The organism is Paraglaciecola arctica BSs20135 (assembly GCF_000314995.1).
GTDB lineage: Bacteria > Pseudomonadota > Gammaproteobacteria > Enterobacterales > Alteromonadaceae > Paraglaciecola > Paraglaciecola arctica.
The window spans coordinates 12,796-28,094 of sequence record NZ_BAEO01000027.1; the positions used below are offsets into that span (position 1 = coordinate 12,796).

Genomic DNA, 15,299 nt, shown 5'->3' on the forward strand with positions numbered 1-15,299 from the left:
TGTGTCTAAATTAATTATTTAATACCTTAGTTTCCATACACTCTTAAGGAATTTTTATAATGTCATTTTTAACTGATGATCAATTGTTTCAGCCCCACGGTTTCATCAATGGTGAATTTGTGGCTGCTGACAATAAAAGTACATTTGTTGTTTTTAATCCTGCTACTAAGCAGGCTATTGCTGAAGTGGCACGATGTGGCCGAGAAGAAACCAAAAGAGCGATTGAACATGCAAAAGACGCGATGTTTGGCTGGTCTCGATTAACTGCTAAGCAACGCTCAGAATTTTTAATGGCTTGGCATGACCAAATCATTGCCAATAAAAAAGATCTTGCTAAATTACTGTCGTCAGAGCAAGGAAAACCCGTCGCAGAAGCCGAAGGTGAAATTGTTTATGGGGCGAGTTATATAAAATGGTTCGCCGAAGAAGCTAAACGTATTTATGGGGATATTATTCCTCAATCGAGCAGTGATTCAAGATTGCTTTGTATCAAACAACCGGTCGGAGTTGTTGCCTGTATTACCCCGTGGAATTTTCCCAATGCCATGCTTACCAGAAAAATTGCTCCCGCATTAGCCGCTGGTTGCACTGTTGTGTGTAAACCGGCCAGTGAAACTCCTTTATCTGCATTGGCATTAGGTGAGCTGGCTAATCGTGCAGGTATTCCCAAAGGCGTGATTAATATACTGGCTGGTAGTACTGCAGAAATCAGTAGTGCGTTGACCGAAAGTTCAGTGGTGAGAAAGTTGACATTTACTGGCTCTACACCAGTAGGAAAATTACTGACAACCGAATGTGCCAAAACATTAAAGCGTACGTCAATGGAACTTGGAGGCAATGCACCCTTTATTGTTTTCGAAACGGCAGACTTAGATGCAGCTGTGAGTGGCTTAATAGCTAACAAATTCCGCAACGCAGGCCAAACCTGTGTTTGCACCAACCGCGTCTTGGTTCAGTCTTCTGTGATTGAGAGTTTTACTGAAAAACTCATCACAGCAACCAACAAACTTAAGTTAGGAGACGCTTTTAGTGCTGATACTGATATTGGTCCATTGATCAATGAGTCAGCCGTTAAGAAAGTACGTGAATTGGTGGCAAATGCTGAGCAACTAGGTGCTCAAAGTGTTTCTGCTGAATCGAACTATCCGGCTGACAGTAACTTTGTAGCCCCTATTGTGATTAAAAACGCCACAACAGACATGGATATTTTTTCTGAAGAAATATTCGGCCCCGTTGCTGCCATCTTTGAATTTGAAAATGAAGCACAGGCAATAGAAATGGCAAACGATTCTCCATTCGGACTTGCCGCCTACTTTTATTCCAATGATATGAGCCAAGTTTGGCGTGTGGGAGAAGCACTCGAGGCCGGAATGGTAGGAATTAATGATTCAGCGATTTCCAATGAAATGATCCCTTTTGGTGGGGTGAAGGAGTCTGGTCAAGGCAGAGAAGGTTCTAAGTATGGTCTAGACGACTATATGGAAATTAAACATTTAAAAATGGGAGGGTTGAAATAATGCAACTAACAAAAGATACCAAGTTAACAAATGCTCAGTGGCAACAACGTAAAGATCAGGCGTTTGCTCGCGGCGAGGCTAATTTAGCTCCTATTTATGTCACTAAAGGTAAAAACGCTCATTTGTGGGATGTGGAAGGTAACAAATACATAGATTTTGCTGCAGGTATTGCGGTGACTAATACCGGGCATTGTCATCCCAAAGTGGTTGCAGCCCTTAAACATCAAGTGGAACAGTTTTCTCACACTTGTGTCATGGTGACACCATACGACAGCGCAGTTTTGTTAGCTGAACAACTAAATGAATTAGCACCTGGTAATAGCCCTAAAAAAACCATGTTTGTGACAACAGGCGCAGAAGCAGTTGAAAACACGATTAAAATAGCCCGCGCTCATACTGGACGCAGAGCCGTGATTGCATTTAATGGTGGATACCATGGTAGAACTAATTTCACTTTAGGATTAACAGGAAAAAATGCGCCCTATAAAACCTTGTTTGGGCCTTTCCCCGCAGATATTTATCGCGCTCCTTTTCCGATCCCTTACCACGGTGTAACTGAAGAGGGATCGTTACAGGCATTACACAATTTATTTAACTGTGACATAACGCCAGAAGAGGTTGCCGCGATAATCATTGAACCGGTGCAAGGAGAGGGTGGTTTTTATCCTGCTTCTAAATCTTTTATGCAGGCGCTTCGCAAAATTTGTGATGAACACGGTATTGTTTTTGTAGCCGATGAAATACAAACCGGCTTTGCGAGAACCGGTAAGTTGTTTGCCTGTGAGCATTCAGATGTAGAGCCAGATCTGATTACAATGGCAAAAGGTATGGCTGGTGGTTTCCCAATAGCTGCGGTAGTAGGTAAATCTGAGATTATGGATGCACCACTTCCTGGTGGGCTAGGTGGAACTTATGCTGGCTCTCCTGTGGGATGCGCCGCAGCATTGGCTGTATTGGACGTTATTAAAGAAGAAAACTTAGTTGAAAAAGCAGTTAAGATTGGTCAACTCTTTGCAGACTGTTTAGGCAAGTTGCAGCAACAATACCCGCTTTTAATCGGAGATATTCGTGCTGAACGAGGAGCTATGGTTGCACTAGAACTCATCGAAGAAGGTGACGCTAATAAACCAAACTCTGGGCTGTTAGCTAAGGTAATAATAGAGGCCCAATCTCGAGGACTAATCATCCTTAAATGTGGGATCCGCAACAACGTTATTCGCTTTTTACCACCTTTAACTATTGAAGAAGAAACCCTACAAGAGGGACTCTCTCTGTTCGTTGAAAGTTTTACCGCTGCGGCTAAATAATATCCGAATAAATGTGAAATAGGCGTTTAACATAAACTAAAAGGGCACATCAAATGTGCCCTTTTGTATAAAGGTTTTAGCTACCAAAACCATTAGCTAATAAGTAAATGCATAACGGCAGCAGCTATCTGCCTAAGTATGCCTTCGGTTATTCGCTGAATATTTGTTAAAGTACCCAGCTTAATTTACACAGGTTATTCCTTCATGACACAAAGCTGCGCCGACTCCCTTATTGTATTGGATTTTGAAACCACTGGGCTGTCACCAGATATGGGAGATAGAGCCATCGAAATAGGTGCTGTTCGTCTTGAAAAAGGGCTGGTGGTTGACCGTTTTCAAGCACTTATGAATCCAGGGAAACGTGTCAGTGGCTTTATTGAAAACTACACTGGGATCACTAACCGGATGTTAAGCCAAGCTGCCCCTTGTGATGAAGTTATGGAACAGTTTGCTAACTTTATGGGTGACAGTAACCTTGTTGCTCATAATGCCTCATTTGATAAACGTTTTTTGGATGCGGAGTTAGGTCGAATTGCTAGATATTATAATGGCAATTTTGCTTGCTCTTTGCTTCTTGCAAGACGTATTTATCAACAAGCGCCCAATCATAAGTTAGGTTCGCTTATAGCCTACAAAAACATTCCCTCTGATGGTGGTTTTCACAGAGCCTTATTTGACTCTGAAATGACGGCGAAATTGTGGATGACTATGTTGAACGATATTTCTCTGATGATAACGGCACAAGAGGTATCGTTTTCATTAATTCAAAAGCTCGCCAAAACACCCAAAAATAATGTGCAAAAATTGCTGCAAGCACAGTAATTAGTCAGCACAGTTGTTTTAGCTTCTCTGGGTCTTTTATGTAGCCTTGCATAAATGGTCATCGTTATCATTGCGAATAAAGTTACATACAGTATCTATCACGGTCGAATTACGCATTATTTTGCGATGACCTAGTCCAGACGTAGCGAAAAATCTGCCATTGGGAATAACCTTTATTAGATTTTGTGCATCGCTAAATGGTACTTCCTCGTCATCACTATCGTGCACGAGCAAGGTGGGCTGTTGCAGTTCTTTTCCTCTACTGAGTAAGTCTATATCTTCGAATGGGATCCCAACCGTTTCTTCGACACTCTCGACGAATTTTTCTACTACAGATTTTGACATACCAATAAATCGCGCAAATCGCTTAGACAAATTCTGAAAATTTGCAGGGCCTGAAATTGAGATTACCTTTTCAACTTGCAGACCTTCAAGTGCGCTATACAAGGAGCATCCACCACCCATTGAATGACCCACAACAGCATAAAATGGTCCGAAAGTTTGTTGTGCCAAAAATAGCGATTCTACAAAGCGCATTGGATGGGATTGTTGACCCTGTGAACGTCCGTGCGCGGGGGCATCTAATGCGATAATTTGAAAACCATTAGTGGTTAGAGGCTCTATAAAACCTGCCATTTGTGTCGCTCTTCCTTCCCAGCCATGCATCATTAAGATAGGAGGGCCTTGTCCCCATACAATAGCGCTGACGCCATTTTTTAAACGTATCCTATTGCCTTGTGCCTCAGCTTCTTCTTCCCATGGTTTAGGATCATGACGTATAGGTGTAAAAAACAAATTAGTGGCGCGATTAAGTGCCGATTTTGGATCCATTAAACTTAGAAATCGGTTTTGTGTTCTGAATAGTTGTAATGCTAAATTCATGTTCTCTCCTATTAGCTAAAGTAAATTAACTCAAAGTAAAAATTTGGTTACTTTTTAGTGTATATTTAAAGTTTTACCAGCCTTACGTAAGGTAGGTTGAGGTGATTAAAAAAATCATAATGTTAACCCAACTTTACTAAACTCAGTGCTAAGGACTTACAGGTGTCGAATTCTTCTGTGTCTTGAGAGACTCTAGACGCTAACAATCCACCTTGTAACAAGGCAAATACTAGAGTTGAAAGTTCCTCTGGGGTTTTATCTGTCAGTGCAAATTCCTTTGTTTCTCGTCCGCGCTGAATAATTTTTGATAGTGATTCTTGGTGCAATCGATAAAGCTGCTGGACTTTAATTTGGGTCTTTTCTGGCACTGCATCCCAACTTGCTGCAAAACTTGCCCCAGGGCAAAGCTTTTGTGCAGCTCCTATATGTTTAGCAAACCAATTGGTATACACATGCAATTGTTTGGCATTAGGTTGGTGTTCGATGTTTTTTAGGTTTTGCTTTAACAGAGCTATAGCACGATCAATGATGGCCTCACCTAACTCTTCTTTGCTCTCAAAGTGATAATAGACACTGCCTTTCTTAATCCCCACACCTTTTGCTAACGCCTGAAACGATACATTAGCAAATGACTTGGTTTGCAGGATCTCTTCTGCCAAGTTTATTAATGCTAGTTTTGTGGGATTCATTGTGTTCATTCACCTACCTTACGTAAGGTTGTATGAATAATCAACAATATTATTGGATTTTTATATTCACACTACAAGTGTTCAAACTGAAGTTGTGATTGCTCAAAATTACTTCCAACTGGTTAAAGGGGAGCCAATTTTATTGAGTGTATGAACCTTGTCGCTTATTATGTGGATAGTAGACTGTTTAGTCTGATAGCCTCAAAAAAATATTTATAGGATTGATTTTGAAAATTACCTTATCGATTTATTTGCCACTAATGTTCACTGTTATATTGATTTCATCATGTTCGCTAGTTAACCAAGACGCACAGCCTAGTCTTATTACAGCAAGCCCAGTTACAAAAAGTGTCCTTAAAAAAGAAACCAATTCCTTTGCAGATGTGGTTTCCGTAACTAGCTCATTGAGTCGACAATATGGTGCCGATAAAGTGCTAGTGGTGATGGATATTGATAACACTATACTCACTAGTACCTCAGATTTGGGTAGTGATGTTTGGTATCAATGGCAAACTGACAAACTTGAGGTTAAGCCTACAGCAGCACAAAAAGTTACTTGTTTGTTTGAAGATTCAATTGGCTTGCTTTACGAGTTAGCTGTTATGGAGTTAACCGAAAACAAGCTAAACCAAACTATATCCAATTGGCAAAATGCTGGACATACAGTTATGGCATTAACGTCTCGTGCGCCTAAATATCGCGCCGCTACTGAACGAGAATTAGCCCGTAATCAAATTGAATTGGCTTCCAGTGCGCTGCTACCAGTAGGTCAAGATTCAATGCTGCTTAGAGAAATAAAGGGCAGAGAAATCAGCTACATGCAAGGTGTTATGATGAGCTCAGGCCTAAATAAAGGGGAAATGCTGCAATACTTGTTAGATAAAACTCAACGAGAATTTTCGGCTATAGTGTTCGTGGATGATTCTCAAAAAAATATTGATGATATGTACAAGGCCTATCAAAACGTAAAAAATCTGGATGTGCGTATAGTGCATTACACACGGATAGAAGATGAACGGCATAAACAATTTGGTCAGGTATTAACGCAAGGTCAAGCAGATACTATGGCCGAGCAATGGAAGCAGTTGAACATCACCTTACAGCAAATATTCCCAGAAAGAGACTTAGCTCAAGGCTGTTTGTCTATTTAAGTTTTACTAAGATTGACGTATTTATCATTGCTTGGGGCGGAACAACGAAGAGTACTTTATTGGGAGCGGTATAATACCACTCTGGCCGAATATAAAGATCAGCCAGAACCCTTAAAACACCCTGTTCGTTTAATTCAGTTTGTCAAAATAATGATTTTATATTGTTTAATCTTTTAAGCATCATTTGAGCCGTTCAATTTGGGCACCTAGACCATTTAGTTTACGCTCAATGTGATCATAACCTCTGTCCAAGTGATAGATGCGATCCACAGTGGTTTCACCATCCGCAACTAAACCTGCAATGACCAAGCTGGCTGATGCCCGCAAATCTGTGGCCATAACTTGTGCGCCGGTTAGGGTTTCACGGCCTTTACATACAGCAGTGTTGCCATGCAATTCTATGTGGGCGCCCATACGTTGTAATTCTGGTACATGCATAAAACGGTTTTCAAAGATATTCTCTGTCACTATCCCAGTGCCTTCTGCGACGCAATTAAGGGCAACAAATTGAGCCTGCATATCGGTAGGGAAGCCCGGATGAGGTGCGGTTGTGATGTCGACACATTTGGGACGACAGCCCAACATGTCCAACTCTATCCAGTCTTTACCTGTAGTGATTTTAGCCCCAGCCACAGCTAACTTGTCCAGCACTGCAACCAGAGTCTCTGGCGCCGCATGTTCACAGCGGATCTTGCCGCGCGTCATGGCAGCAGCAACCAAAAATGTGCCTGTTTCTATACGATCTGGCAGGACACGATATTGACTACCCTTGAGATTCTTAACGCCTTGAATACGGATCTTGCTGGTACCTGCATCGCTGATTTTAGCGCCCATTGAGTTAAGACAATTCGCTAAATCTACTATCTCTGGCTCTCGCGCTGCATTTTCTAAGATAGTTTCACCTTCTGCCAAGGCCGCTGCCATCATCAGGTTTTCGGTGGCACCCACACTGACCATGTCCATCACGATCACTGCTCCTTTTAAACGCCCGTCTACTTTGGCATGAATGTAACCATTGCTGACTTCAATTTTGGCGCCCATTTGTTCAAGTCCACAAAGGTGAATATTGACAGGTCTGGCACCAATGGCACAACCGCCTGGTAGGGATACATTAGCTTCTTGGTATTTGGCCAGTAATGGTCCCAGCACCAAAATGGAAGCGCGCATCGTTTTTACTAAGTCATAGGAGGCTGTGGTGCTGTTTATGTTACTCGCATCAATCTCAAGCAGATGATTATCACCTCGGGAAGCGCTCGCACCTAGTTCTTTTAGTAAAGCTACAGTGGTGTTGATATCCCTTAGTTCAGGGACATTATCATAATAGCAGGGACCGTCTGCCAGTAAGCTGGTCATGAGTATTGGTAGGGCGGCATTTTTGGCCCCCGAAATTTTTACAGAGCCAGCTAGGGGCTGACTCGCTTTGATTAACAATTTTTCCATGTGTAAACTCTAGGGCTACTATTTGGGAAGGTAAAGCGTATATACGCTGATAATGCTGGTATGGATAAGTATTCATAGTCAGAGTATGCATGTTGCCATCGGCAAACTTGTAATTCAATGGTGTGTATATCATTTATTGCTTTTTACCTCACCTAATACCGTAGAATTGAGCACTTAGCGTTATCAAACAAGGTTAGCCTTACTTGTTATACCAATAATGTGTACCCTTAGTTTAAAAAGCATTAGTAATCAAACATGATGATGTCGACTCAGATCTCAATATTTACAGCAGCAGTAGCTCAAATTTTAAAGCCGCAAGGTATCATTACTGAATACAGTAAACGTTATGCCTACGGAACAGACGCCAGTTTTTATCAGCTAACACCACAATTGGTGTTGATTGTCAGCAATCTCAGTCAATTAATTCAAATTGTTAAACTTGCCAATAGCTATCAGGTAGCCATTACCTTTCGCGCTGCAGGTACAAGCTTGTCTGGTCAAGCCGTCACTGATTCTGTTCTTATCATGTTGTCAGACGATTGGGTTGAATTTCAGATCCATGAACAAGGCCATAAAATCACCTTGCAACCTGGCATTATTGGAGCAAAAGCGAATGAAATACTTAAACCTTTTGGACGTAAAATTGGTCCCGATCCTGCTTCTATAAATAGCTGCAAAATTGGTGGTATTGCTGCTAACAATTCATCAGGTATGTGTTGTGGTGTACTACAAAATAGCTATCACACAGTTGCAGATATGACGATTATCTTTGCAGACGGTACTGAATTAAATACCGCTTGTGAACAAAGTTGTGGATCTTTTTTATCTACTCATCAAAGCTTAATTGAGCAGTTATTAGAGCTGTCAGCGAGCCTCAACAACAATACTGAACTTAAACAAAAAGTTATCCAAAAATATCGATTAAAAAATACCACAGGTTATGGCATTAATGCGCTAATCGACTTTTCTGATCCAATAGAGATGATCAAACATCTGATGATTGGCTCTGAGGGAACATTAGGATTTATCGCTGACATTAGCTTGCATACTGTCGAAGATAATCCATTTAAAAGTACCGGTTTTTTTATCTTTAGCAGTACTAAGCTTGCTTGTCAGCTAATTGAACAATTAGCTGACCTTGATGTGAATGCCCTAGAGTTACTCGATAAAGGTGCCCTCATGTCAGTAGCTGAACATGACATTATGCCAAAAGCGATAGCAGAATTTCCCGTTGATTCTGTAGCGCTATTAATAGAAATTCAAGAGTCAAGTTTACAGTTATTAAACGATAAAGTTCTGAGTGTCACCCAGAAAATACAATCTTTTGACCATGCATTGTTAGCGCAAATTGCTTTTGATAGCGACGCACTGCGTAATCAAGCATTGTGGAATATTCGTAAAGGCACTTTTCCTGCTGTAGGCGCAATGCGAGATCCAGGCACAACTGTAATAATTGAAGATGTTGCATTTCCACTCGCTTCCCTTGCCACTGGCATTGTTGAATTACATAAATTATTTCAACAATATGGCTACCAAGAAGCCATTATTTTTGGTCATGCTTTAGCTGGAAATCTACATTTTGTTTTTACACAAGCATTTGATACCGCTGAAAAAATACAAAGATATGATGCATTTATGGTTGCCGTTGCAAACCTTGTAGCAGTGCAATTAAGTGGCTCACTTAAAGCTGAGCATGGAACAGGCCGAAATATGGCGCCCTTTGTTGAACTGGAATGGGGGGCAGATGCATATCAAATAATGAAAGCGCTCAAAGAAGTGTTTGATCCTCTAAATATCCTCAACCCTGGCGTGATCATTAATGATGATGATAAAGCGCATATTAGGGATCTTAAAATAATGCCGGTTACTCACGACATTATAGATAAATGTATCGAATGTGGTTTTTGTGAATCAGTGTGCCCATCTCAAGGGTTTACCTACACGCCTCGTCAGAGAATTAGTGTGCGTCGGCGAATTGAACATTTAAAACATACAATAAGTGAGTCTGAAGCAAGTCCTGCAGCAAAAGACTCTTTGGCTGTGCTAAAAGACCAGTATCATCAACTGCAACATGACTATCAGTTTTTAGGTATTGATAGTTGTGCTGCAACTGGACTATGCGAGATGCAATGCCCTGTGGGAATTAATACCGGTGATTTCATTAAGGCGTTACGTAAAGAAGATCACCAGCGTTCTGCAGTTAAAAAACAACTGGCTAATGTCAGCGCAAAACATTTATCTACAGTGACAAAAATAGCCAGTTTGGGTTTGAGCGCTGTCAGTAAAGGAAAAGCACTTGTTGGCGAGTCGTCTGTAACTAAAGGCTTTCAATTCTTAAATAAGTATTCCGCCGGTTTTGTTCCGCTGTATTTCTCAAGTTGGCCCAAAGGCGAGGGAAAACTTAAAACAGGTTTTTACCCATCTTCTAATCCTAGATTGAGGCAAAACTCACAAGACAATAAAGTCATCTATTTCCCAGCTTGTGCTGGCAGAGTATTTGCTCCGCCCAGTGGAGGTGTTGCTAACTCCTTGTCGCAAGTTGTTGTTTCGGTCTTAAATAAAGCTGGCTTTGATGTTGTGATCCCTTTTGAAAGCCCATCATTATGTTGTGGAATGGCATTTTCTAGTAAAGGGGATGAAAAAAATGCTACTGAGAAATTGAGCCAAACACATGGGGTTTTCATAGACTACAGCGAAAATGGAAAGTACCCCATTATCACAGATGCAAGTGCATGTGCTCTGTCATTAAAACAAGGTGAGCATGGTTTAAAAATTTACGAATCAGCTGAGTTTGTCAGTGATTTTATTTTGCCACATTTACAGGTTAGTTCGAAAAAAGACCACGTATTGTTACATGTTACTTGTAGTAGCAAGCGCGGTAATATTGAGCAGCAACTGGTAAATATTGCAAATCATTGTGCCCATAAGGTAGAGATCCCCGCGGACATTTCCTGTTGTGGCTTTGCCGGCGACAAAGGTTTCTATCAACCTGAATTAAATCAACACGCATTAAGGCATTTGAAAAAACAACGCCCAGATGATTGCATTGTTGGCTATAGCAATAATAGAAGTTGTGAAATAGGCTTAACGCGCCACAGCGAAATTCCCTACCAGTCAATTCTGTATTTGCTTGATGAAGTGAGCAAACCATTACCTAATTTAATTAGCGAGGTAAAAAACACAGTTTGACAAAGATTTGCCACAATGAAGCCGAGCGTTATTCCACCACAAGTTATACAATCTTGATTATCTGATCGTATAAAGCTATCGACATGATACTCAAAAATTACTAGTATGTTTTATTGGTGGAATAATTTATTTCATTTTTTAGCTAGATAATGCTGGTATTGTAATAAAGATTTTTTACCTTAATTTCCATGAAAGCACGACTAATAATAACAAGCATTAAATTGCATTAAACAGGAATACAAATGGATATCTATTCAATCATCCCCCCCATAGTCGCTATTGTGGTGGTTTTTTGGAAAAAAGAGGTCATCCTCGCACTATTTTTAGCTATTTTAAGCTCTGAGTTTATTGGTCTATTTGCGTCACCAGATACATCAATGTGGCTTACCCCAATCAACACCATTGAACAAATTGTAAATGTCGTCAGTAGTCCCGGTAATGCACGGGTTTTACTTTTCAGCTTGCTGGTTGGTGCTTTGTTGGCATTTATTAGAGACTCTGGAGGCGTGGCAGCAACGGTTAATTTATTAGTTAGCAAAGGCATAGGAAAAAGTAAAAGGCAGGTGGGCGCACTAACCATGTTCACCGGTATTGCGGTGTTTATTGAATCAAATTTAAGTGTATTGACTGCAGGCATTTTGGCCCGAGGCTTATTTGATAAATACAAAATGAGTCGAGCACGCCTAGCTTATATTATCGATAGCACTAGTGCCCCTGTGTGTATTTTAATACTGCTCAATGGCTGGGGAGCCCTAGTATTAGGCTTACTCAGCAATTATGAATTAGCTGAAACGCCAGTCAGTATACTTGTGGGTACTATTCCTCTAAATTTCTACGCCATCATCACGCTATTAGTGGTCGCTTATACAATTGCCAAAGACAAAGTACATGGGCCGATGTTAGAGGCTGAGAAATTATGCAAAACATCAAGCCATGAATTAGAAAGTGCGGCTCCTACAAAAGCGCGTTTTATGTTGCTACCTTTGGCTGTCATGATCTTCGGTATGATCGCTTTTATGCTGTGGACAGGTCAGGGTAATTTAATTCAAGGCAGCGGTACTAAGTCGGTACTTTATTCAACCTTCTTAGCTTGTGTTGTCGCTTATTTGTTATTGGTATGGCACAAACGCTACACTCATCATGAAGTTGTGCAACTTGGTTTTAAAGGCATTGGTGAATTATTGCCTGTGGTCACAATTGTATTATTATCACTGACTTTAGGGGCTAGTTTAAAAACCTTGGGTACAGGTGTGTTTGTTGCAGGGTTAGTTGGTGATTACTTACCTTTAGTTTTAGTTGCTCCAATGTTATTTATTGCCGGTGGTATTATGTCCTTTACCACAGGTACATCTTGGGGAACCTTCGCTATTTTAGTGCCTATTGGTGTGCCGTTAATACAAACTTTAGGTTTGCCGCCTTCCTTGGTTATTGCTGCGATACTTGGTGGTGGTGTATTTGGTGATCATTGTTCACCCATTTCTGATACTACCGCTATTTCTTCGATAGCAGCTGGATGCGATATACTCACACATGTTAAAACACAAATGCCTTATGCATTGTTTGGCGGTGTCTTGAGTATCATTGCTTACATCATAGCCAGCTATGTGATGATAGGTTAAGTAGCAGTTTTTTAGCTGTTCACTAATAAATTTTTATTTCTTTGTATACAATATTTAGTGAATAATATATTCTTGAATTATTCATATTGAGAAATAAATGAGAACCCTATGTTAGAACAATACACGGGCTTAGATTGGCTGGTATTTGCCATTTATGGTTTAGTGTTATTAGGTTCTGGTTGGTTTTTTAGTCGCAAATCGGCTAACAGCCAAGATTACTTTCTGGGTGGAAATTCCATGCCCGTTTGGGTTGTTGCCATTTCAGTTTTGGCAACATCTCAATCTGCCGCGACCTTTTTAGGTGGCCCTGATCAAGGTTATCGTGGTGATTTTTCCTATCTCAGTTCCAATCTAGGCGCCTTTATCGCAGCGCTATTTGTATCCTATTTTCTTATTCCTCGTTTTTACCAACTCAATGTCTACACTGTTTACGAATTACTAGAAAAACGCTTTGGAGCAAAAGCCAAGCAGTACTCTGGTTTAATGTATTTATTTGGACGAGTGTTTGCCAGTGGTGCGCGTTTATATATGGCAGCTATTGCCATTTCGATGATCTTGTTTGGTGATATCGCCGCCATGAATGTTGTTATCGCGGTATTTATTATTTCAAGTTGTGGATTGTTGTATACGGTTTATGGCGGTATTCGTTCTGTCATTTATAGCGATGTATTACAATGTGGCATATACGTGGGCGCGGCTATGGCCGTAGTCTATTTTCTTTATGCCGCTATACCTGCTGATTTCAGCACTATTTTACAAGCTTTATCCGATCCCGGTTCAGGAGCTGAGTCTAAACTGACGTTTTTCCATTTTGACCTGGATTTTAGCTCTAAAGGTGTATTTAACTTTTGGTCGGTGATCACCGGTTTTGTGCTGCTCAATATTGCCGCTTTTGGTTTAGATCAAGATATGACGCAACGAGTATTGACCTGCAAAAACGCTAAAGAGGGCAGCAAAGCAATGTTGTACTCAGTGATCATGGTTATTCCAGTGATGCTGATATTTATCTCAATCGGCTTATTGTTGTTTATATTTTATGACCGTCCCGACATCATGAACAACGGTTTAGCTAACGCAGTGGTGCCAAGCTTTAAAGGCGAGTCAGTCACTATCTTTATGTATTATGTGCTAAATGAAATACCTGCTGGTGTAAAGGCCTTGGTGACTGTGGGGATAATCGCGGCGGCGCTTTCGACCTTAAACTCAGGGTTAAATTCTATGTCATCTGTCATGGTGCAAGATTTGTATCGACCTTGGTTACTGCGTCGTAAACAAAAGGTGAATGATCTTCATTTTGTAAAAGCCGGCAGAATAGGCATGTTGGTGGTTGCGCTTGCGCTAAGTGCCATGGCTTGTTTGTGTTATTTCTGGCAACAACATTCGGATATGCCGCTGTTGCAATTTGCGCTTAGTGTGATGGTGTTTTCCTACAGTGGATTATTGGGTGTTTATTTTACTGTGTTATTCACCCAGCGGGGCAATCAAAAAACAGTATTAGCCGCTTTATTAGGGGGCTTTATGCTGACACTATTTTTCCAACCTTATGTAATGGCATTAATTCTACCCAAGGCATGGTTGTTTGATCTAGGGTTTACTTGGCAGCTATGTATAGGTAGTGCTGCAGCCTTTTTGATCTGTATTAGCGGGGCTAGCCAAACAGAACAAACAGAATTAGTACAAGATAACTAACGCAAATTGGTATATAAAACACACCAATATTGCTTATGTACATTAATCAAAAAAGAAATGTGAAAATACAATGACTCAAAACCTTCTTTTAAATGAGCTCCATTCTATCTTGTCAGAGTCGCGTAACAGCAGCACTTTAGACATTGATTTGTTGTCAACTGAAGCAATATTACAAAAAATTAATGAGGAAGATCAGAAAGTAGCTCAAGCAATAAAACCTGCCTTACCTAATATCGCCAAAGCGGTCGACTCTATAGTTGCGGCTTTTCAAAATCAAGGTCGATTAATTTACATTGGCGCCGGTACCAGTGGCCGTTTAGGCATTCTTGATGCGGTTGAATGTATGCCAACCTTTAGTGTCACTGAAAACATGGTAGTTGGTATTATAGCTGGTGGAGAAAAAGCCATAAAGCGAGCGGTTGAGGGAGCTGAAGATAACGAAGAAGCGGCAATTATTGATTTAGCCGCAATAAATTTGAAGGCTAATGATGTTGTTGTGGGCATTGCGGCTAGTGGGCGTACGCCTTATGTCATTTCTGCATTAAGATACGCGAGAGAAATAGGGGCGACGTCAGTGTCAGTTAGTTGCAACCCCAATTCTGCTATTGCCAAAGAAGCAGACATTGATATTTGTGCCGCAGTAGGAGCTGAAATTCTCACCGGCTCAACCCGCATGAAATCGGGAACTGCACAAAAACTCATCTTAAATATGTTGAGCACCGCCAGCATGATCAGAATTGGTAAAACTTACCAAAACCTAATGGTTGATGTGAGTGCCAGCAATGCCAAACTGTATGCTCGAGCCTTATTAATAGTTATGCAGGCCACGGACTGTGATGAGGAAACCGCTACACAAGCTTTAAAAGAAGCTGGTAATGAAGCCAAATTAGCTGTTTTAATGGTATTAACAGATACCAGTGCCATTCAAGCGGCCGACCTATTGAAGCAACACCAGGGCTTTTTGCGCAAAGCAGTTCAAAGCAGAGCTCAATAA

The 15,299-nt window shown here is 40.8% G+C and carries 11 protein-coding genes; 8 read left to right on the forward strand and 3 right to left on the reverse strand.

Features of this window, described 5'->3' with window-relative positions:
* Positions 1-59: 59 nt before the first annotated feature.
* The 3 genes from GARC_RS09335 to GARC_RS09345 all read left to right on the forward strand — a co-directional run bounded on the left by GARC_RS09335 (position 60) and on the right by GARC_RS09345 (position 3,646).
* Positions 60-1,517, forward strand: coding sequence for an NAD-dependent succinate-semialdehyde dehydrogenase (locus GARC_RS09335; RefSeq protein WP_007619201.1), 1,458 nt, complete (start codon positions 60-62; stop codon positions 1,515-1,517).
* Positions 1,517-2,824 (forward strand): 4-aminobutyrate--2-oxoglutarate transaminase, encoded by a 1,308-nt coding sequence (gene gabT, locus GARC_RS09340; protein ID WP_007619202.1) that lies wholly within the window; start codon positions 1,517-1,519, stop codon positions 2,822-2,824. Before GARC_RS09335 ends, gabT begins: the two co-directional genes overlap by 1 nt.
* A 204-nt stretch (positions 2,825-3,028) precedes the next feature.
* Positions 3,029-3,646 carry a 3'-5' exonuclease gene (locus GARC_RS09345; protein WP_007619203.1) on the forward strand — a complete coding sequence of 206 codons (618 nt, stop codon included), beginning with the start codon at positions 3,029-3,031 and terminating at the stop codon, positions 3,644-3,646.
* Positions 3,647-3,682: 36 nt separating this feature from the next.
* Here the strand turns inward: GARC_RS09345 and GARC_RS09350 are convergent, their stop codons facing one another.
* Both GARC_RS09350 and GARC_RS09355 read right to left on the reverse strand, forming a co-directional pair.
* Positions 3,683-4,528: an alpha/beta fold hydrolase gene (locus GARC_RS09350; RefSeq protein ID WP_007619206.1), complete on the reverse strand. Its 846-nt coding sequence runs from the start codon at positions 4,526-4,528 to the stop codon at positions 3,683-3,685.
* A gap of 122 nt (positions 4,529-4,650) precedes the next feature.
* A complete protein-coding gene (locus GARC_RS09355; protein WP_153810900.1) occupies positions 4,651-5,226 on the reverse strand; it encodes a TetR/AcrR family transcriptional regulator in 576 nt (191 codons plus the stop codon).
* Between the two features lie 218 nt (positions 5,227-5,444).
* On the opposite strand from GARC_RS09355, the gene GARC_RS09360 reads away from it, so the two are divergent.
* A complete protein-coding gene (locus tag GARC_RS09360; protein ID WP_007619209.1) occupies positions 5,445-6,368 on the forward strand; it encodes a DUF2608 domain-containing protein in 924 nt (307 codons plus the stop codon).
* A gap of 180 nt (positions 6,369-6,548) precedes the next feature.
* On the opposite strand, the gene murA is transcribed toward GARC_RS09360, so the two are convergent.
* Positions 6,549-7,808, reverse strand: coding sequence for a UDP-N-acetylglucosamine 1-carboxyvinyltransferase (murA, locus tag GARC_RS09365; protein WP_007619210.1), 1,260 nt, complete (start codon positions 7,806-7,808; stop codon positions 6,549-6,551).
* A gap of 255 nt (positions 7,809-8,063) precedes the next feature.
* Between murA and GARC_RS09370 the strand changes: the two genes are divergently transcribed.
* From GARC_RS09370 to murQ, 4 genes are all read left to right on the forward strand, one after another.
* Positions 8,064-10,997: an FAD-binding and (Fe-S)-binding domain-containing protein gene (locus GARC_RS09370; RefSeq protein WP_007619211.1), complete on the forward strand. Its 2,934-nt coding sequence runs from the start codon at positions 8,064-8,066 to the stop codon at positions 10,995-10,997.
* A 242-nt stretch (positions 10,998-11,239) separates the two neighbouring features.
* The gene (locus GARC_RS09375; protein WP_007619212.1) at positions 11,240-12,616 is read left to right on the forward strand and encodes a Na+/H+ antiporter NhaC family protein; all 1,377 of its coding nucleotides are present in this window, start codon (positions 11,240-11,242) and stop codon (positions 12,614-12,616) included.
* A gap of 108 nt (positions 12,617-12,724) precedes the next feature.
* Positions 12,725-14,305 (forward strand): sodium:solute symporter, encoded by a 1,581-nt coding sequence (locus GARC_RS09380; RefSeq protein ID WP_007619219.1) that lies wholly within the window; start codon positions 12,725-12,727, stop codon positions 14,303-14,305.
* A gap of 70 nt (positions 14,306-14,375) precedes the next feature.
* Positions 14,376-15,299: an N-acetylmuramic acid 6-phosphate etherase gene (gene murQ / locus GARC_RS09385; RefSeq protein ID WP_039989263.1), complete on the forward strand. Its 924-nt coding sequence runs from the start codon at positions 14,376-14,378 to the stop codon at positions 15,297-15,299.